The organism is Streptomyces rapamycinicus NRRL 5491 (assembly GCF_024298965.1).
In the GTDB taxonomy this organism is placed as follows: Bacteria; Actinomycetota; Actinomycetes; order Streptomycetales; family Streptomycetaceae; genus Streptomyces; species Streptomyces rapamycinicus.
Genome location: NZ_CP085193.1, coordinates 1,603,988 through 1,625,594 on the forward strand (window position 1 = coordinate 1,603,988; position 21,607 = coordinate 1,625,594).

The 21,607-nt window shown below is 74.3% G+C and carries 3 protein-coding genes; all 3 read right to left on the reverse strand.

Annotated elements, in window-relative coordinates; translation table 11 throughout:
- Positions 1 to 11 precede the first annotated feature (11 nt).
- The 3 genes from LIV37_RS06610 to LIV37_RS06620 are packed head-to-tail and all read right to left on the reverse strand — an operon-like array spanning position 12 to position 21,589.
- A complete protein-coding gene (locus tag LIV37_RS06610) occupies positions 12 to 6,362 on the reverse strand; it encodes a type I polyketide synthase (RefSeq protein ID WP_020866321.1) in 6,351 nt (2,116 codons plus the stop codon).
- A 38-nt stretch (positions 6,363 to 6,400) separates the two neighbouring features.
- Positions 6,401 to 16,582, reverse strand: coding sequence for a type I polyketide synthase (locus LIV37_RS06615; RefSeq protein ID WP_420877161.1), 10,182 nt, complete (start codon positions 16,580 to 16,582; stop codon positions 6,401 to 6,403).
- A gap of 18 nt (positions 16,583 to 16,600) precedes the next feature.
- Complete coding sequence (locus LIV37_RS06620) at positions 16,601 to 21,589, reverse strand: type I polyketide synthase (RefSeq protein WP_020866323.1); 4,989 nt, start codon at positions 21,587 to 21,589, stop codon at positions 16,601 to 16,603.
- Between the last annotated feature and the right edge of the window lie 18 nt (positions 21,590 to 21,607).

A 21,607-nucleotide genomic window follows, 5' to 3' on the forward strand; every position in this document is an offset into this window, starting at 1 on the left:
GTCATCGTTCCTTACTCTGATGCGGGGAGGGCGCCTGAAGCGGGGTGTACGGGCTTGTACGGGCTCGGGTCAGACGCCGTCGCCGGCAGTCGCTCCAGCCAGTCCTCGATCGCCTGGGCGGTGGGGAGGGAGTGGTCCTCCATCATGGTGAAGTGGTTGCCGCGCACATCGACGATGTCGTGCGGCAGCTCCCAGAAGGACCGCCAGTCGGGCAGTTCCTCCAGCTTCAGCGATCCGGTGGACAGCGGCTCCAGCGCGCGCACCAGGAGGGTGGGGGTCTCGATCGGCTCGGGGTCCCAGCCGCCGAAGAGGTTGAGGTACCAGCCCATGGCCGACAGCCGGGCGTCGTCCATGGTGACGAACACGCCCTCGCGCTCGGTCATCCCGTCCATGAGCGAGAGCCCGAACTGGTTGAGGATGCTGCTCTTGGGCACGTAGGTGTCCACCAGGACCACCGCGGTCGGCCGGATGCCCATCCGCTCCAGGTGTCCCGCCGCCGCGTGGGCGAACCAGCCGCCCGCCGAGGAGCCCAGGAGCACGACGGGCTGCCCGTCGGCGGCCTTCGCCACCGCCTCGGCCTGCGCGGCGACCACCGCGTCCGCCGTCTCCGGGAGGGGTTCACCGCGGCCGAAGCCCGGCAGCGCGAGCGCCGACACATCGCGCCGGCCCCGCAGTGAGGCCGCGAACCGCGCGTACTGGTGGATGCCCGCGACCGCCAGGCACGAGGAGAAGCAGAACATGTGCTGCTCGGCCGGGCCCTTGCTGAGCCGGACCGGCATCGGCAGCTTCGCCAGCTCGGAGGTGGCGCTGAACCGGGGCCGCAGCGCCGCCGTGGCGTGCAGCAGGTCGAAGATTTCCTTCCATTTCCCGGTCTCGAACGCCTCGGTGTACAGCGTGCTCAGCGTGGTGGACTCCCCCGCCGCGGCGGGCGCCGCGCCCGCGGGCGTCTGCTCGGACGGGTCCGGCTGCCGGGCCGCGGCCAGTTCGGAGCGGAGCCGGGCGGCCAGATCGGTGGGCGTCTCGTGGTCGAAGGCGAGGGTGGCGGGCAGCCTCAGCCCGGTGGCCGCGTTCAGCCGGTTGCGCAGCTCGACCGCGGTGAGCGAGTCGAAGCCGGAGTCCACGAACTCATGGGCCGGGCCGATGGCGGACGGGTCCGGGTGGCCGAGCACGGTGGCCACCTGCGCGCACACCAACTCCACCAGCACGGCGTCCTGTTCGGCCTCGGGCAGCGCGGCGAGCCGTTCCCGCAGCGCGGAGCCGCCGCCCGGCGAGCCACCGCGTGTGGTCGCGCCCGCCCGGCGTGCCGGTGTCCGCACCAGCCCGCGCAGCAGCAGCGGCACCGAGCCGGATCCGGCGCCCGCTCGCAGCGCCGCGAGGTCGATCCGCATCGGGATCAGCAGTGGGGTGTCCAGGGCGAGGGCGGTGTCGAGCAGTTCCATGCCCTGTTCCGAGGAGAGCGCGGCCACGCCCGAGCGGGCGGCCCCGGCCGTGTCCGCCGTCGCGGTCATCGCGCCGGCCTGCGCCCACAGCCCCCAGGCGAGGGAGTGGGCGGGCAGCCCTTGCGCCCGGCGGGCCTGTGCGAAGGCGTCGAGGAAGCCGTTGGCGGCCGCGTAGTTGCCCTGGCCCGCGCCGCCGAGTACACCGGCCGCCGAGGAGAAGAGCACGAACGCGGCCAGATCCAGCTCCCGGGTGGCCTCGTGGAGGTGGAGCGCGGCGTCGACCTTGGGCCGCAGCACCGTGTCCATACGCTCGGGGGTGAGCGAGGAGATCACTCCGTCGTCCAGCACTCCGGCGGTGTGGAACACCCCGGTCAGCGGATGGCCGGCGGGCACCTGGGCCACCAGGGCGGCCACGGCGTCCCGGTCGGCGGTGTCGCACGCCGCCACGGTCACGGTCGCGCCGAGCTCGGTCAGCTCCTCGCGCAGCCGCCCGGCCCCCTCGGCGGCCGGTCCCCGACGGCTGGTCAGCAGCAGATGGCGGACCCCGTGGCGGGTCACCAAGTGGCGGGCGAGCAGCCCGCCGAGGGTACCGGTGGCGCCGGTGATCAGCACGGTGCCCTCGGGGTCCAGCGCACGGGTGGCGCCGGTGGTGCCGGTCGCGCCCTGGGCGCGGGCGAGCCGCGGGGTGTGCGCCTGTCCGGCGCGCAGCGCGAGCTGCGGCTCCCCGGAGGGGAGGACCGCCGGGAGGGCCCGTACGGACTCCTCGTGCTCGTCGAGGTCGACGAGGGTGAACCGGTCGGGGTTCTCCGACTGCGCCGAGCGCACCAGGCCCCAGACGGCGGCGCCCGGCAGATCGGCGACCTCCGCGCCGGGCTCGGTCGCCACCGCGCCCCGGGTGACGAACACCAGCCGGGAGTCGGCGAACCGCTCGTCGGCCGACCAGTTCTGGGCCAGCTCCAGGGCGGTGCGCAGGGAGTCCCGCACCGCGTCGGCCGGTGCGCCGGGCCCGGCGGCGCAGGACACCAGGACCGCCGCGGGGGCGGCCGTACCGGCGTCGACGGCCGCGCCCAGCGACTCCAGGTCCACATACGACTCCAGGTGGACCCCGGCCGCGAAGAGACTCTCGGTGACGTCCAGCCCGTCGTCGCCGACCAGCGCGGCCCGGGTCAGCGGGGCGGGCCGGCCTGCGCCCGTGAGCGCGGGCCAGTCGAGCTGGAACAGCGACTCGCTGCTCGCGGCGCGGGCGCCGCTGAGCTGATCGCCGGTCATCTTGCGCAGCAGCAGGCCCTCGACGGTGGCCACCGGACGGCCGGTGGGGTCGGCCACCGCGAGCGCCACGGTGTCCTCCCCGGCCGGGGAGATCCGCACCCGCACCTCGTCGGCCCCGGCGGCGTGCAGCGACACCCCGGTCCAGGAGAACGGCAGCCGCCCCTGCGCCGTCCCGGGGTCCTCCCCGGCGAAGAGGGTGCCGAGCGCGATGCCGTGCAGGGAGGCGTCGAGCAGCGCCGGGTGGATCCCGTACCCGGCGGCGGCCGGCCGCTGCTCCTGGGCCAGCCGCACCTCGGCGAACACCTCGTCGCCGCGCAGCCAGGCCGCGCGCAGCCCCTGGAACGCCGGGCCGTAGCCGAAGCCGCCCGCCGCGTACCGCTCGTACATGTCGCCGACGTCGAGTTCGGTGGCGTCCGCCGGAGGCCACGCGGTCAGCTCGGCGGGGGCGCCCGGTGTGGCGGTGGCGAGCGCGCCGGTGGCGTGCGGGGTCCACGGCTCGCCGAACCCGGCGCCCTCGGGGCGGGAGTGGACGTTCAGCGGGCGCCGTCCGCTCTCGTCGGGTTCGCCGACCGTCACCCGGAGGGTGAGCGCGCCGCGCGCGGGGAGGATCAGCGGCGCCTGGAGGGTCAGCTCCTCGACCTGGTCGCAGCCGACCTGGTCACCGGCCTGGATGGCGAGCTCGAGGAAGGCGGTGCCGGGGAAGAGGACCGTGCCGGAGACGGCGTGGTCGGCCAGCCAGGGCTGGGCGGCCAGGGACAGCCGCCCGGTGAGCACCAGGCCGTCGCTGTCGGCGAGTTCCACGGCGGCGCCCAGCAGCGGATGCCCGGCCGGGCCAAGACCCGCCGAGGTGACATCGCCCGCCCGATCCGAGCCGTCCAGCCAGTAGCGCTGCCGCTGGAAGGCGTACGTGGGCAGCTCGACCCGGCGGGCGCCACGGCCCGCGAACACCTGCTCCCAGTCCACCGCGCCACCGTGGGCGTGCACCCGGCCCACCCCGGCCAGCAGCGACTCGGCCTCGCCACGGTCCTTGCGCAGCAGCGGGACGAACGCGGCGGCGTCGGGATCGGCGACGCACTCCTGCCCCATCACGGACAGCACACCGGACGGGCCGACCTCGACATAGCGGGTCACGCCCTGGTCCTCCAGGAACCGCACCCCGTCCCGGAACCGCACCGGCCGCCGCACATGGCGCACCCAGTACTCGGGCGAGCTCAGCTCCTCGGCGACCGCCTCGCCGGTCACATTGGACACCACCGCGATCCGGGGGGTGGCGTAGGTCAGCTCACCGGCGACCTTGGCGAACTCCTCCAGCATGGGGTCCATCAGCGGCGAGTGGGCGGCGACGCCGACCCGCAGCCGCTTGCTCTTGCCGCCGACCGCGTCCGCGATCCGCAGGACGGCCTTCTCCTCACCGGAGATCACCGTGGCGGCCGGGCCGTTGACCGCGCCCAGGGACACCTGGTCCTCCTCGCCCGCCAGATGGGGCAGCACCTCGGCCTCGGCGGTCCGCAGCGAGACCATCGCGCCTCCGGCGGGCAGCGCGTCCATCAGCCGGCCCCGGGCCGCGACCAGCGCACACGCGTCCTCCAGCGAGAACACGCCCGCCACATGGGCGGCCGCCAGTTCGCCCACCGAGTGGCCGACCAGGAAGTCCGCGGTCACGCCCCAGGACTCCAGCAGCCGGTACAGCGCCACCTCGACGGCGAAGAGACCGGTCTGGGTGTAGAGGGTCCGGTCGAGCAGTTCGGCGTCCTCGCCGAAGACCACGTCGCGCACCGCGTGCCCGACATGGCCGTCCAGGTGGCGGTCGAGCTCGGCGCAGACGGCGTCGAAAGCGGCGGCGAAGACCGGGAAGGCGGTGTGCAGGGCGCGTCCCATGCCGAGCCGCTGTGCGCCCTGCCCGGTGAACAGGAACGCCGTCTTGCCCGCACCGGCCACCGCCCCGGGGGTGACGCCGGAGGCCAACTGGTCGAGTTCGCCCAGCAGTTCGGTACGGTTCGATCCCACGACCACGGCGCGGTGGGCGAAGGCGGAGCGGGTGAGCGCCAACGAGTAGCCGATGTCCGCGGCGGACGGCCCGGACGCGCCCGCCACGTAGGACCGCAGCCGCGCGGCCTGGGCCCGCAGGGCCTCCTCGGTCCGCCCCGACAGCGGCCACGGCACCAGGTCGGACGACACGGCGGCGGGGGCGGCGGCGGGCGCGGTGTCCGTGGGTGTCTCGTCAGCGGGTGTTTCGTCGGCGGATATTTCGTCCGCGGCCTCCTCGGCGGGGGCCTGTTCCAGGATCACATGGGCGTTGGTGCCGCTGAATCCGAAGGCGGACACGGCGGCGCGGCGCGGCCGTTCTGCCTCCGGCTCGGGCCATGGCCGGGCCTCGGCCAGCAGCCGTACCGCGCCCGACTCCCACTCCACGTTGGGCGTCGGCTCCTCGGCGTGCAGGGTCTTGGGCAGCACGCCGTGGCGCAGCGCCAGCACCGTCTTGATGACCCCGCCGACGCCCGCGGCGGCCTGGGTGTGGCCGATGTTGGACTTCAGCGAGCCGAGCCACAGCGGCCGGTCCTCGGGGCGGTTCCGGCCGTAGGTGGCGAGCAGCGCGCCCGCCTCGATGGGGTCGCCGAGCGGAGTGCCGGTGCCATGTGCCTCGACCGCGTCCACATCGGCCGGGGTCAGCCCGGCGTCGGCCAGCGCCTGCCGGATGACGCGCTGCTGGGAGGGGCCGTTGGGGGCGGTGAGCCCGCTGCTGGCGCCATCCTGGTTGGTGGCGGAGCCCGTGACGACGGCGAGCACCTGGTGGCCGTTGCGCCGCGCGTCCGACAGCCGCTCCACGAGCAGCATGCCCACGCCCTCGCCCCAGCCGGTGCCGTCGGCGGACGCGGCGAACGCCTTGCAGCGGCCGTCGGAGGCGAGCCCGCGCTGGCGGCTGAAGTCCACGAAGGCCACCGGTGTGGACATCACCATCGACCCGCCGACCAGGGCCAGGGAGCACTCCTGCCGGCGCAGCGCCTGCGCGGCGAGGTGCAGGGCCACCAGCGAGGACGAGCAGGCGGTGTCCACGGTGACCGCGGGTCCTTCGAGACCGAAGGTGTAGGCGATACGGCCGGAGGCGATGCTGCCGGAGCCACCGCTGCCGACGTACCCCTCGACATCGTCGGGCACCTGGCGCAGCCGGGTCGCGTAGTCCTGGTACATCACGCCCGCGAAGACGCCGGTGCGGCTGCCGCGGAGCGTGGCCGGGTCGACCCCCGCGCGCTCCATGGCCTCCCACGCGGTCTCCAGCAGCAGCCGCTGCTGCGGGTCCATGGCGAGGGCCTCGCGCGGGGAGATGCCGAAGAACGCGGGGTCGAAGTGGTCGGCGTCGGTGACGAAGCCGCCTTCGCGCGCGTAGCTCGTCCCCGGCTTGTCCGGGTCCGGGTCGTACAGGGCCTCCAGGTCCCAGCCCCGGTCGGCGGGGAACCCGGTGACCGCGTCACGGCCGTTCGCCACCAGTTCCCACAGGTCCTCCGGCGAGGCCACGCCACCGGGGTAGCGGCAGGCCATCCCGACGATGGCGATGGGCTCGTGGTCCTTTGCCTCGGCCTCCTGGAGGCGCTGGCGAGTGCGGTGCAGATCCGTGGTCACTCGCTTGAGGTAGTCGCGGAGCTTTGCCTCGCTCACCGTTTACCGCCCATCTCTGTGAATTCCAACTCCGTGTACTACAGGCCGAGTTCGTTCTCGATGAAGTCGAAGATCTCGTCGTCCGAGGCGGCGTCGATGCGGCCGGCGACCGCGTCCTCCGCGTCCTCCGGGCCCTGGCCGAGCCGTTCCAGCAGGTCCTGCAGACGCGAGGCGAGCGTGGTGCGCGCCTCGTCGTCGGCGGCGACCTCGGCCAGGTTGCTTTCCAGGGCGTCGAGTTCCGGGAAGGTCATCGACGCGGCGGTGAATGCCTCCGGGGCGATCTCCGCTTCCAGGTACGCGGCGATCGCCGTGGAGGTGGGGTAGTCGAAGAGCAGGGTCACCGGCAGGCGCCGGCCGGTGGCCTTGCCGAGCTGGTTGCGGAGTTCGACCGCGGTGAGCGAGTCGAAGCCGAGGTCCAGCAGTCCGCGCTCCGCCTCGACGGCCGCCACCGACTCGAAGCCCAGCACCCCGGCCACGGTGGTGCGGACCAGGTCCAGCAGGAACCGGCCACGCTCGGCGTCCGGCAGGCTCGTCAGATGCTGCTTGAGCCCCTCGGGCCGCGCGGGCGCGGCCCCGGCTCCGGCGGCCGTCCGCCGGGCGGGCCTGGTGGCGGGCGCGGCCCTCACCAGCCCGCGCAGCAGCGCCGGTACGTCACCGGGCCGTGCCCCGAGCCCCGCGGCGTCCAGCCGCATCGGCAGCACGACGGCGGTGTCCACGGCGCGTGCGGCGTCGAACAGCCCGGCGCCGTCCTCGGAGGAGAACGGGACGATGCCACCGCGCGCCAGCCGGTTCAGATCGGCGCCCGCCAGCTTGCCGGTCATCTCGCTGCGCTGGGCCCACAGCCCCCACGCGTGTGACTGGACGGGCCGGCCCTGGGCGCGGCAGTGCTGGGCGAAGGCGTCGAGGAAGGCGTTGGCCGCCGCGTAGTTGCCCTGGCCCATTCCGCCGAAGGTGCCGGCGATGGAGGAGAACAGGACGAGCGCGGACAGGTCCAGATCGCGGGTCAGCTCGTGCAGAGTGAGCGCGGCGTCGACCTTGGGCCGCAGCACCGTGTCCAGCCGCTCGGGGGTGAGCGAGGAGACCACACCGTCGTCCAGGACGCCCGCCGTGTGCACGACGGCCGTCAGCGGATGTGCGGCGGGGACGGTGGCCAGCAGCGCCGCCAGCGCCTCCCGGTCGGCCACATCGCAGGCGGCGAGGGTGACCCCGGCGCCCAACTCCGCCAGCTCCGCACGGAGTGCGGCCACGCCCTCGGCGTCCGGGCCACGGCGGCTCGTGAGCAGCAGATGCCGCACTCCGCCCTCGGCCACCAGATGGCGGGCGATGACCCCGCCGATGGTGCCGGTGGCCCCGGTGACCAGCACCGTGCCCTCGGGGTCCCAGGCGGGCGGGGCGGTGTCGGGGACGGGGGTGGTGGTGAGCCTGGCCACCGCGATGTCGCCCTGGCGCACGGCGAGTTGTGGCTCGTCCAGGGCGAGCGCGGCCGGCAGGGCGAGCGCCGACTCCTCGTGCTCGTCGAGGTCGACGAGCACGAACCGGCCGGGGTTCTCCGACTGCGCGGAGCGCACCAGGCCCCAGACGGCGGCGTGCGCCAGATCGGGCACGTCCGCGCCGGGCGTGGCGGCCACCGCGCCCCGGGTGATGAACACCAGGCGGGAGGCGGCGAACCGCTCCTCGGTCAGCCAGGCCCGGAGCAGCGCCAGCGCCCGGTGGGTCGCGGCCCGAACGGCGTCGGCCACGCCCTGGGGGTCCGGTGCGCAGGGCACCAGTACGGTGGCGGGCACGGCGGCCGGGTCGGCGGGCAGCGCCTCCAGGTTCGGGTATGTGCGCACATCGAGTCCGACCAGCTTGAAGTCGTCGTCGCCGAGCAGGACCCAGTGCCCGGAGGGTTGTTCGGGCGTGGTGGCGGAGGTGTCGGCGGCCACCCAGTCGAGCCGGTAGAGCGAGTCACCGCCGGTGGCGGCGTCGCCGAGCCGTTCGGGCCGCTTGCGCAGCACCAGCGATTCGACGGTGGCCACCGGCCGCCCGATGGTGTCCGCCACGGTCAGGGCCACCGTGTCGGTGCCGCTCGGCGTGAGCCGCACCCGTATCTCACCGGCCCCGGAGGCGTGCAGTGTCACCCCGGTCCAGGAGAACGGCAACCGGCCCTCGTCCGCCTTGAGCATCGGGCCGAGCGCGATGGTGTGCAGCGCGGCGTCCAGCAGGGCGGGGTGCAGTCCGTAGCCGGTGGCGGCGGACTGCTGCTCCTGCGCCAGCCGTACCTCGGCGAACACCTCGTCGCCGCGCAGCCAGGCCGCGCGCAGCCCCTGGAACGCCGGGCCGTAGCCGAAGCCGCCCGCGGCGAACCGCTCGTACAGGTCCTCGACCTCGATCGGCTCGGCGCCCGGCGGCGGCCACGTCCCGCCCAGGTCGTACGAACCCTCGGCGGCACCGTCCGCCAGCACACCCGTGGCGTGCCGGGTCCACGGCGGCTCACGGTCCGCGTCCTCGGGGCGGGAGTAGACGTTCAGGGCGCGCCGGCCGTCTTCCTCGGGCGGGTCCACCACCAGTTGCAGGGTGACGGCGCCACGCTCGGGCAGGATGAGCGGCGCCTGAAGGGTCAGCTCGTCGACCCGGCCGCAGCCCACCCGGTCCCCGGCCTGGACCGCGAGTTCCAGGAACGCGGTGCCGGGGAAGAGGACCACACCGGAGACCGCGTGGTCGGCCAGCCAGGGCTGGCCGCGCGTGGACAGCCGCCCGGTGAGCACCAGGCCGTCGCTGTCGGCGAGTTCGACGGCCGCGCCCAGCAGGGGGTGCCCGCCGGCGCCGAGACCGGCCGAGGCCACATCGCCCACGGTGGCGGGCGCGTCCAGCCAGTAGCGCTGCCGCTGGAAGGCGTACGTGGGCAGCGCCACCCGGCGGGCGCCACGGCCCGCGAACACCTGCTCCCAGTCCACCGCGCCACCGTGGGCGTGCACCCGGCCCACCCCGGCCAGCAGCGACTCGGCCTCGCCGCGGTCCTTGCGCAGCAGGGGGACGAACGCGGCCGCGGTGTCGGCGTCGGTCTCGGTGTCGGCCTCGGCCAGGCACTCCTGGCCCATGGCGGAGAGCACGCCCGCGGGGCCGAGCTCGACGAAGCGGGTCACATTTCGCTCGGCGAGGAAGCGGATGCCGTCCCCGAAGCGCACCGCCCGGCGGACGTGGCGCACCCAGTACTCCGGCGTGCACAGCTCCTCGCCCGCCGCCTCACCGGTGACGTTGGAGACCACCGCGATGCGCGGCGCGGAGTAGCCGATCCCGGCGGCCACCGTGGCGAACTCGGCGAGCATCGCGTCCATCAGCGGCGAGTGGAAGGCGTGGGAGACGGTGAGCCGCTTGCTCTTGGCCCCGGTCGCTTCCGCGATCCGCAGGACGGTGCCCTCGTCACCGGAGATGACGGTCGCCCGCGGCCCGTTGACCGCCGCCACGCTCACCCGGTCCTCGTGGCCTTCGAGATGCGGCAGCACCTCGGCCTCGGCCGCCTGGAGCGACACCATCGCACCGCCCTCCGGCAGCGCCTGCATCAGCCGGCCCCGGGCCGCCACCAGCGCACAGGCGTCCTCCAGCGAGAACACCCCGGCCACATGGGCGGCCGCCAGCTCGCCCACCGAGTGGCCGACCAGGAAGTCCGGTCGCAGATCCCAGGACTCGACCAGCCGGTACAGCGCCACTTCGAGGGCGAACAGCGCGGTCTGGGTGAACACGGTCCGGTTCAGCCGCTCCGCGTCCTCGCCGAACACCACCTCCCGCACCGAACCGTCCAGATGGCGGTCCAGCTCCGCGCACACCGCGTCGAACGCCGCCGTGAACACCGGAAAGACGTCGTACAACTCCCGCCCCATGCCCGTCCGTTGGGCGCCCTGACCGGTGAACAGGAAGGCCGTCCTACCGGTGTCGGCCACCGTCTCCCGCGCCGCCCCCGAGGCCAGCTCCGCCAGGCCCCGCAGCAGTTCCTCCCGCTCGGCGCCGACGACCACGGCGCGGTGGCCGAAGGCCGCGCGGCCCGTCGCCAGCGCGTAGCCGACATCCACCGGGCGCAGCTCCGGCCGCTCCTCCAGATGGGCGCGCAGCCGCCCGGCCTGCGCCCGCAGGGCCGTCTCGCCGCGCGCGGAGAGCACCCACGGCACCACGTCCGAGTCGACCGTCCGCTCGGCCACCGGCGGGGTGTGCTCGGGGCCCTGCTCCAGCACCACATGGACGTTCGTGCCGCTGACGCCGAAGGCGGACACGCCCGCGCGCCGCGGCCGCCCCGTCTCGGGCCACTCCCGGGCCTCGGTCAGCAGCTCCACCGCACCGGCCGACCAGTCCACGTCGGGCGAGAGTTCATCGGCGTGGAGGGTCTTGGGCAGCACGCCGTGGCGCAGCGCCAGCACCGTCTTGATGATCCCGGCGACGCCCGAAGCGGCCTGGGTGTGGCCGATGTTGGACTTCAGCGCCCCCAGCCACAGCGGCCGGTCGGCGTCCCGCCCCTGGCCGTAGGTGGCCATCAGGGCCTGTGCCTCGATGGGGTCGCCGAGCCGGGTGCCGGTGCCGTGGGTCTCGACCGCGTCCACATCGGTGGCCGACAGGCCAGCCCCGGCCAGCGCCTGGCGGATCACCCGCTGCTGGGAGGGGCCGTTGGGGGCGGTGAGGCCGTTGCTGGCGCCGTCCTGGTTGACGGCCGAGCCGCGCACCAGCGCCAGCACCTCGTGGCCGTATCTCCGCGCGTCGGAGAGCCGCTCCAGCAGCAGCATGCCGACGCCCTCGGCCCACCCGGCGCCGTCGGCGTCCGCCGAGAACGCCTTGCAGCGGCCGTCGGGGGCCATGGCCCGCTGCCGGCTGAACTCGATGAATGTGTCCAGCGTGGACATCACCACGACACCGCCCGCGAGCGCCAGCGAGCACTCCCCCTGGCGCAGCGCCTGGGCCGCCTGGTGGAGGGCGACCAGCGAGGACGAGCAGGCGGTGTCCACGGTGACCGCGGGCCCTTCGAGGCCGAAGGTGTACGAGATGCGCCCGGACGCCACGCTGCTCGCGCTGCCGGTGGCCAGATAGCCCTCGAACTCCTCGGGCGCGCGGGTGAAGCGGGAGCCGTAGTCGTTGTAGCTGGCGCCGATGAAGACTCCGGCCTGGGTGCCCTTCACCGAGGCCGGGTCGATCCCGGCCCGCTCGAACGCCTCCCAGCTGGTCTCCAGCAGCAGCCGCTGCTGGGGGTCGATGGCGAGCGCCTCGCGCGGTGAGATCCCGAAGAACTCGGGGTCGAAGTGGTCGGCCTGGTGGAGGAAGCCACCACCGGTGGCGTAGAAGGTGCCCGGCTTGTCGGGGTCGGGGTCGTAGTGGCCGTCGATGTCCCAGCCGCGGTCGGTGGGGAAGTCCGAGATGGCGTCCCGGCCGTCCATCAGCAGCCGCCACAGCTCCTCGGGGGTGGTCACCCCGCCGGGGAGGCGGCAGCTCATGGCCACGATGGCGATCGGGTCACCGTCCACCGCGACGGCGGCGGGCACCGGCCCCGCCGGGGCGGTGGCCGCGGTTTCACCGGCGCCGCTCTCGGCGAGCAGGAAGCGGGCCAGCGCGGTGACGGTCGGGTAGTCGAAGACGAGGGTGACCGGCAGCCGCAGCCCGGTGGCCGCGTTCAGCCGGTTCCGCAGGTCGACGGCGGTCAGTGAGTCGAAGCCCAGTTCGCGGAAGGCACGCCCGGCCTCGACCGCCGCGGTGTCGGCGTAGCCGAGAGCGGCGGCCACTTCGGTGCTGACGAGGTCGGCCAGCGCGTCCTCGGCCTCCTGCGGCGACAGCCCGGCCAGCCGCTGGGCCAGGGGCGTGTCCTGCTCGCCCGTGGTGGCGGCCGCCTCCTCCGCCCGCCGGGCGTCGGGGAGTTCGCCGAGCACGGCGGCCCCGTCCAGCGAGGGGGTGGCGGCGATGAGCCGGTTCCACTCGACGTCGGCCACGGCCACATGGGTGTCGGCCACGTCCAGGGCGCGCTGCAGGGCGGCGATCGCCAGGTCGGGCGCCATGGCGGGCATACCGGTGGCGCGCAGCCGCGCCTGGACGGCCTCGTCCACCAGCCCGCCGCCGGACCACGCGCCCCAGGCCACGGAGGTGGCGGGGAGGCCCTGGGCGCGGCGGGCGTGTGCGAGCGCGTCGAGGAAGGCGTTGGCGGCCGCGTAGCTGCCCTGGCCGGGGCCGCCGAGCGTGCCCGCGAAGGAGGAGAAGAGCACGAAGGCGGACAGCTCGCGGTCACGGGTGAGCTCGTGCAGATGGAGCGCCGCGTCCACCTTCGGGCGCAGCACCCCGTCGGCGCGCTCGGGGGTGAGGGTGTCGAGCACCCCGTCGTCCAGGACGCCCGCGGTGTGGACGACGGCGTCGAGCGGTGCCTCGTCCGCGTCCAGCGTGGCGAGGAGGTCGGCCAGCGCGTCGCGGTCGGCCGCGTCGCACGCGGCCACGGTCACCCGGGCCCCCGACTCCCGTAGCTCGGCGGCGAGTTCTTCCGCTCCGGGCGCTTCGGGGCCCCGGCGGCTGGTGAGCACCAGGTGTTCGGCGCCGCCCCGGGCCAGCCAGCGCGCCACATGGGCGCCCAGGCCGCCGGTGCCGCCGGTGACCAGCACGGTGCCGCCCGGTTGCCACGGTGCGGTGGGGTCGGTCGGTGCCGCCGGGGCCCTGACCAGCCTGCGCCCGTGGACCCCGGAGGCGCGCACCGCGACCTGGTCCTCGTCCGTCAGCCGGCCCGCGAGCACACCGCACAGCCGCGCGACGGCGCGGTCGTCGAGGGTGCCGGGCAGATCCACCAGACCGCCCCGGCGCCGCGGGTACTCCACGGCCGCGATCCGGCCCAGGCCCCAGCTGAGCGCCTGCAGCGGGTGGTCCAGCGCGTCCGCGCGGCCCACGGACACCGCCCCGCGCGTGGCGTACCACACCGGGACATCGGCCCCGGTGTCGCCGAGCGCCTGCAGCAGGGCGAGGTTGAGGGCCAGGCCGAGCGGCTGCGCCGTGCCCGCGCGGTACGGGTCCTCGACGAGCGCGAGGAGCGAGAGCACCGCGGTCGGCGGCGTATCCGCCGTGGCCTCGCCGAGCCTGCGGGCGAGCGCCTCGCGTACGGCGTCGGCCTCGGTCAGCTCCACCAGCCGCACCTGGGCGCCGCGTTCCCGCAGCGCCTCCGCGACGCGCGGGCCCTCCGGCGCTCCGGCGGGCGCGGCGATCAGCCAGGTGGCACCGGCGGCCGAGCGGTCGTGGGGGGAGGTGAGAGCGTCGCCCAGGGGCTTCCAGGTGACGTGGTAGCGCCAGGAGTCGAGCACGGACCGCTCGCGGCGCGCCCGGCGCCAGGCGGCCAGCGCCGGAACCACCATGGCCAGGGACGACTCGTCGGCGTCCACCTCCAGCGCGGCGGTCAGCGCGGCCAGATCCTCGCGCTCCACGGCGTCCCAGAAGTCCGCGTCCACCGCCTCGCCATCGGTGGGTGCGGAGGCGGATGAGGAGGAGCCTTCGAGCCAGTAGCGCTGCCGCTGGAAGGCGTACGTGGGCAGTTCCACCACGGACGCGCCCAGCCCGGCCAGCACCGCGCCCCAGTCAACCGCCACGCCACGGACGAACGCCTCGCCCAGCGAGGCCAGGAACCGCTCCGGACCACCCTCGTCGCGCCGCAGCGACCCCACGACCACGGCATCCTCGGCGGTCGCCTGAAGCGGCATCGTCAGCACCGGATGGGGGGACATCTCCAGGAACGTCCCGAACCCGGCGGCGGAGAGGGCTCGTACCGCCGACTCCAGCTCGACGGTCTCCCGCAGATTTGTGTACCAGTACCCGGCGTCCAGGCAGGTGGTGTCGATGGTGTCGCCGGTGACCGTCGAGCAGAACGGCACCTCGGTCCGGCGCGGGACGATCGGGGCCAGGACGTCGAGGAGTTCATCGCGCAACTCCTCGACATGGGCCGAGTGGGACGCGTAGTCGACCGGGATCAGCTTCGCCCGTACGCCCTCGGCCTCGCACTCCGCCTGGAGTTCACGCAGTGCCTCCGGGGCACCGGACACCACGATCGAACCGGGACCATTGACCGCCGCCACAGAGATACGGCCGTCCCAGGCGGTGATCCGCTCCCGCACCCGATCAGCGCCCTCCGAGACGGACATCATCCCGCCACGCCCCGCCAGCCCACGCCCAATGGCCTGCGACCGAAGCGCCACCACCCGCGCCCCGTCCTCCAACGACAGCGCACCCGCCACCACCGCGGCCGCGATCTCCCCCTGCGAATGCCCCACCACAGCGGCCGGAGCCACCCCACACGCCCGCCACACCTCCGCCAACGACACCATCACCGCCCACAACCCCGGCTGCACCACATCCACCCGCTCCAACCCCGGACCCTCACCCCGCAACACCTCAGTCAGCGACCAGTCCACAAACGGCGCCAGCCCCGCCTCACACTCCGCGATCCGACCCGCGAACACCGGCGACGAATCCAGCAACTCCACCGCCATCCCCACCCACTGCGACCCCTGCCCCGGAAACACGAACACCGGACGGGTGTCGGTGGCCGTCGCTCCGTCGCCACGCACCACACGCGGGGACTCGCCGCCCGACGCCAACGCGCCAAGTGCGTCGATCAGTTCGTCGCGGTCGCCGCCGAGGACCATCGCTCGGTGGTCGAAGCGGCCACGGGTGGTGGCGAGCGAGTGGCCGACGTCGGCCGGGGAAAGCCCGGGGCGCGCGGTCACATGCGTCAGCAGCCGTTCGGCCTGCGCCCGCAGGCCCGTCGCGCTCTTCGCCGACAGCACCCACGGCAGCACTCCCCGGCCCACCGGGGTGTCCCCCTCGGCCGCGGTCTCCGCACGCTCCTCCTCGGGAGCCTCCTCGAGGATGGTGTGCACATTGGTGCCACTGGCCCCGAAGGCCGAGACGGCGGCCCGGCGGGGCTCCTCGCCGCGCGGCCACTCCCTGGCCTCGGTCAGCAGCTCCACCGCCCCCGCCGACCAGTCGATCCGCGAGGAGCGCTCCTCGGCGTGGAGCGTCCTGGGCAGCAGGCCGTGGCGCATGGCCTGCACCATCTTGATGACACCGCCGACACCACCGGCGGCCTGCGGATGGCCGATGTTGGACTTCAGCGAGCCGATCAGCACGGGGCGGTCCGCCGCGCGGTCCTTCCCGTACGTGGCGAGCAGCGCGCCCGCCTCGATCGGGTCGCCCAGCGGGGTGCCGGTGCCATGGGCCTCGATCGCGTCGATCTGCTCCGCCGTGAGTGCGGCGTTGGCGAGCGCCTGGCGGATCACCCGCTGCTGGGCACGGCCGTTGGGCGCGGTGAGGCCATTGCTGGCGCCGTCCTGGTTGACGGCCGAGCCGCGCACGACGGCCAGCACTTTGTGGCCGTTGCGCCGCGCGTCCGAAAGGCGTTCCAGCAGCAGCATGCCGACGCCCTCGCCGAGGCCCATGCCGTCGGCTCCCTCGGCGAACGCCTTGCAGCGGCCGTCCTGCGCCAGCCCGCGCTGCCGGGCGAAGCCGATGAGCCCCATCGGGGCGCCCATCACGGCGGCGCCGCCCGCGAGGGCGAGCGAGCAGTCGCCCTGGCGCAGCGACTGGCAGGCCAGGTGGAGGGCGACCAACGAGGACGAGCAGGCGGTGTCGATGGTGACGGCCGGGCCCTCCAGACCCAGGGTGTAGGCGACGCGGCCGGACATGATGCTCGCGGAGATGCCCGTGACCAGGTGGCCCTCAAGGCCCTCGGGCATATGGGGCCAGTCGGGGATGTAGCCCTGGTAGGCGGCGCCCACGAAGACGCCGGTCTTGCTGCCGCGCAGCGCCGCCGGATCGATTCCGGCGCGCTCGAACGCCTCCCAGGAGGTCTCCAGCAGCAGCCGCTGCTGCGGGTCCAGCACGGTGGCCTCACGGGGGGAGATACCGAAGAACGCGGGGTCGAACTGGTCGGCGTCGTGGAGGAATCCGCCCTCGGTGGCGTAGACGGTGCCCTGCCGGTCGGGATCCGGGTCGTAGAGGTTCTCCAGGTCCCAGCCGCGGTTGCCGGGGAATCCGGAGATGGCGTCGCGCCCGCCGGTGACCAGCTCCCACAGATCCTCGGGGCCGCGCACATCGCCGGGGTAGCGGCAGCTCATCGCCACGATGGCGATGGGTTCCCGGGAGGCGGCGGTGAGTTGCTGATTGACCCGGCGCAGCCGTTCGGTCTCCTTCAGAGACTCCCGCAGCGCGCCAACGATCTTGTCGGTTGGGTTTGCCATTGTCAGCTCCGCAGTCGAGTCTCGTCAGAGGTCGTTCTTGTCGTAGGCCATGCGCACGAGGTCGTCCACGTCCAGGTCGTCGATGGACTCGGCGGGCTCCTCGTCCGCCGGTGCGGTGGCGGGGTCGAGGGAACCGGCCAGCCGCAACAGCTCGTCCAGCAGTCCGGATTCGCGGAGCCGGAGCACGGGGATGGAGGTCAGCGCCCTGCGGACGTCGGCCTCTTCGGGGTCGAGGGCGGTGGCGGCGGCGTCGGTGTCATCGGGGAAGAGTTCGGTGCCGATGTGTCCGGCGAGCTCCTCCGCGCTCGGGTAGTCGAAGACGACGGTGACGGGGAAGCGGAGCCCGGTGGCGGCGCTAAGGCGATTGCGCAGGTCGACGGCGCTCAGGGAATCGAAGCCCAGCTCGCGGAAGGCGCGCGCGGCGTCGACGGCCTCGGGGCCGGGGTAGCCGAGGACGGTGGCGATCTGCGAGCGTACCAGCGACAGCACGGCCGCCCGCCGGTCCGCCGGGGCCAACTCGGCCAGCCGGTCGCGCAGCGATGAGGACTCGCCGGTCGCGTCCGCCCGGGTGTCGGCGTCGGCGGCGAGGATCCGCGCCACGTCGGGCACCTGGCCGATGAGCGGGCTGGGCCGGGCCGAGGTGAAGACGGGGACGAACCGCTCCCAGTCCACGTCGGCGACCACCACCACGGTCTCGTCCCGCTCCATCACCTGCCAGAACGCGTCGATGGCGAGCCGGGGGGACATGAACGGGATGCCCCGGCCGCGCAGTTGCTCCTCGGCGAGGTTGGCGGCCATCCCGCCCTCCTCGGGGCTCCAGATGCCCCACACCACCGAGGTGGCGGTGAGGCCGCGGGCCCGGCGGTGCTCGGCCAGCCCGTCGAGATAGGCGTTGGCGGCGGCGTACGCGCCGTGTTCGCCACTGCCCCAGACGGCCGAGATGGAGGAGAAGAGCACGAAGGAGTCGAGCGTGTCCCGGTCGAAGAGCGCGTCCAGGTTCGCGGCGCCCGCGACCTTGGCCTCCGCCGTGTCCGCGAACTCGTCCAGATCGGTGTCGGCGAGCGGGACGAGCACACCGGCACCGGCGATGTGCAGTACGGAACGGATCGGCGGGCCCTCGGCCTCCACCTGCCGTACGAGGGACTCCAGCGCGGCACGGTCGGCCACGTCGCACGCGGCCACGGTGACCTTGGCGCCGAGCTCGGTCAGTTCGGCCTTGAGCTTGTCGGCGCCGGGCGCCTCGGGGCCACGGCGGCTGGTGAGCACGAGGTGTTCGGCACCGGCCTGGGCCAGCCGGCGGGCGATCTGGGCTCCGACGCCGCCCGTGCCACCGGTGAGCAGCACGGTGCCCCCGGGGGTCCACGCGGGGCCGCTCCCCCGGTGCTCCGCGGCCCGTACGAGCCGCCGGACGAACACCCCGGAGGGCCGCAGGGCGAGCTGGTCCTCGTCGTCGAGGCGGCCCGCGAGCGCACCGCACAACCGGGTGGTCACCCGGCCGTCGACGGTGTCCGGCAGGTCGACCATGCCGCCCCAGCGCTGGGGGTGTTCGAGGGCGGCGACCCGGCCAAGTCCCCATACGGCCGCCTGGGCGGGGCTGTCGAGGGCGTCGGTGCCGCCGACGGACACGCCGCCACGGGTGGCCAGCCACAGCGGGGCGGCCACCCCGGTGTCGCCGAGGGCCTGGACGAGGGCGAGGGTGAGCGCGAGGCCCATGGGCACGCCCGCGTGTGCGGGGTGCGGTGCGCCGGGGAACCCGAGCAGCGAGAGCACTCCGGCCGGGGCGGCCCCGGCGGTGGCCTCGGCGAGCCGCGCGGCGACCGCGGCGCGGTCGGCCTCGGCCACCTCGACGGTGACGACCGTGGCGCCGTGGGTCTCCAGACCGTCGCGTACGGCGTCGATGAGCTCGGTGCCGGGGTTTCCGACGAGGTTTCCGACGGGGTGTCCGGTGAGGTTTCCGACGGGGTGTCCGATGAGGTTTCCGGCCGGGACCGCGAGCAGCCAGGTGCCGGTCAGGGCCGCCGAGGCCGGGTCCGGCACCCGGTTCCAGGTCACGTGGTAGCGCCAGGAGTCGAGTACGGACCGTTCGCGGCGGCCACGTCGCCAGGAGGACAGCGCCGGGAGCACGGTCCGCAGCGACGAGCGCTCCTCGTCGGCGTCCACCTCCAGCGCGGCGGTCAGCGCGGCCAGATCCTCGCGCTCGACGGCGTCCCAGAACTCGGCGTCCACCGGGTCGCCCCCGGTGGCGGCCGTCTGCCCCGTGGGCCGCTCCAACCAGTAGCGCTGCCGCTGGAAGGCGTACGTGGGCAGTTCCACCACGGACGCGCCCAGCCCGGCGAACACCGCGGCCCAGTCGACCGCCACGCCACGGACGAACGCCTCGCCCAGCGAGGCCAGGAACCGCTCCGGACCACCCTCGTCGCGCCGCAGCGACCCCACGACCACGGCATCCTCGGCGGTCGCCTGAAGCGGCATCGTCAGCACCGGATGCGGCGACATCTCCAGGAACGTCCCGAACCCGGCAGCCGACAGGGCCCGCACCGCCGACTCCAGCTCGACCGTCTCCCGCAGATTGGTGTACCAGTACCCGGCGTCCAGACCGGCGGTGTCCAAGGGTGTGCCCGTGACGGTGGAGTGGAAGGTGATGTCCGAGGTGCGCGGGCGGATCGGGGCGAGCAGGTCGAGCAACTCCTCGCGGAGCGCCTCCACATGGGCCGAGTGGGACGCGTAGTCGACCGGGATCAGCTTCGCCCGTACATCCTCGGCCTCGCACTCCGCCTGGAGTTCACGCAGTGCCTCCGGGGCACCGGACACCACGATCGAACCGGGACCATTGACCGCCGCCACAGAGATACGGCCGTCCCAGGCGGTGATCCGCTCCCGCACCCGATCGGCACCCTCCGAGACGGACATCATCCCGCCACGCCCCGCCAACCCGCGCCCAATGGCCTGCGACCGAAGCGCCACCACCCGCGCCCCGTCCTCCAACGACAGCGCACCCGCCACCACCGCAGCCGCGATCTCCCCCTGCGAATGCCCCACCACAGCGGCCGGAGCCACCCCACACGCCCGCCACACCTCCGCCAACGACACCATCACCGCCCACAACGCCGGCTGCACCACATCCACCCGCTCCAACCCCGGACCCTCACCCCGCAACACCCCGGTCAACGACCAGTCCACAAACGGCGCCAGCCCCGCCTCACACTCCGCGATCCGACCCGCGAACACCGGCGACGAATCCAGCAACTCCACCGCCATCCCCACCCACTGCGACCCCTGCCCCGGAAACACGAACACCGGCTTCCCGGCGTGGCCCGCCACGCCCTGGGCCACGAGGCCACCGGGCTCGGCCCGGGTGAGCGCCGTCAGCCCGGCGCGGAAGTCCTCGGCGCCGCCACCGACCACCACCGCGCGGTGGTCGAAGCGGGCGCGGGTGGTAGCCAGCGAGAAGCCCACATCCGCCGGGGACGGCTCCGGACCCTCCGCGAGACGCGCCAGCAGCCGCTCCGCCTGGCCCCGCAGACCCGACTCGGTCTTGGCCGACAGCACCCACGGCACCGCCGCGCCGCCCACGGGTGCCACGCCCGCCGCCGAGGTATCAGCGGGCCCGGGGGCCTCGGGGGCCTCGGGGGCCTCGGGGGCCTGCTCGATGATGGCGTGGGCGTTGGTACCGCTGGCGCCGAAGGCGGACACCCCGGCGCGGCGGACCCGCCCGGTCTCCGGCCACGGCCGGGCCTCGGTGAGCAGTTCGACGGCGCCCGAGGACCAGTCCACGTTGGGCGACGGCTCCTGGACGTGCAGGGTGCTGGGCAGCACCCCGTGGCGGATCGCCTGCACCATCTTGATCACGCCGCCGACCCCCGCGGCGGCGGCCGTGTGGCCGATGTTGGACTTCAGCGAGCCGAGCCACAGCGGCCGGTCGGCCGGGCGGTTCCTGCCGTACGTGGCGAGCAGGGCGTTCGCCTCGATGGGGTCGCCCAGCGACGTTCCCGTGCCGTGTGCCTCGACCACGTCCACATCGGTCCCGGAGAGGGTGGCGTTGGCCAGCGCCTGGCGGATCACCCGCTGCTGGGCACGGCCGTTGGGCGCGGTGAGGCCGTTGCTGGCGCCGTCCTGGTTGATGGCGGAGCCTCGTACGACCGCGAGCACGGTGTGGCCGTCGCGGCGGGCGTCCGAGAGCCGTTCCAGCAGCAGCACTCCGACGCCCTCGCCCCAGGCGGTGCCGTCGGCCGTCGAGGAGAACGCCTGGCAGCGGGAGGAGGTGGACAGCGCCCGCTGGCGGCTGAACTCGATGAAGCCGCTCGGCGTGGACATCACGGTGGTGCCGCCGGTGAGCGCCATCGAGCAGTCGCCCTGGCGCAGCGCCTGGCACGCCATGTGCAGCGCCACCAGCGAGGACGAGCACATGGTGTCGACCGTGACGGCCGGGCCCTCCAGGCCCAGGGTGTAGGCGACCCGGCCGGAGAGGATGGCACCCGAGGCACCTATGGACATCTGGCCTTCGAGCCCCTCGGGGAGCTCGGTCAGATCGCGGGCGTAGTCGAAGTCGGTGGCGCCCATGAAGATGCCGGTGTCGCTGCCGCGCAGGGTGCCCGGGTCGATTCCGGCCCGTTCGAAGGTCTCCCAGACCACTTCGAGCAGCAGCCGCTGCTGCGGGTCCATGGTGAGGGCCTCGCGCGGCGAGATGCCGAAGAACACCGGGTCGAACTGGTCCACGTCCTGGAGGAATCCGCCCTGGCGGGCGTAGGTGCGGCCCTCGCGGTCGGGGTCCGGGTCGAAGAGGTTCGGCAGGTCCCAGCCCCGGTCGGCCGGGAAGTCGCCCATGCCGTCGCGACCTTCGGCCACGGCCTGCCACAGGTCCTCGGGGGAGCGGATGTCGCCCGCGTAGCGGCAGTTCATCGCCACGATGGCGATGGGCTCGGGGGCCTGCAGCTCCTGGATCCGGCGGTGTGCGGCCCGGAGGTGGCCGGTGGCCCGCTTGAGGTAGTCGCGCAGCTTCTTCTCGTTGTCCATGGTCGTCAGCTCCTCAAG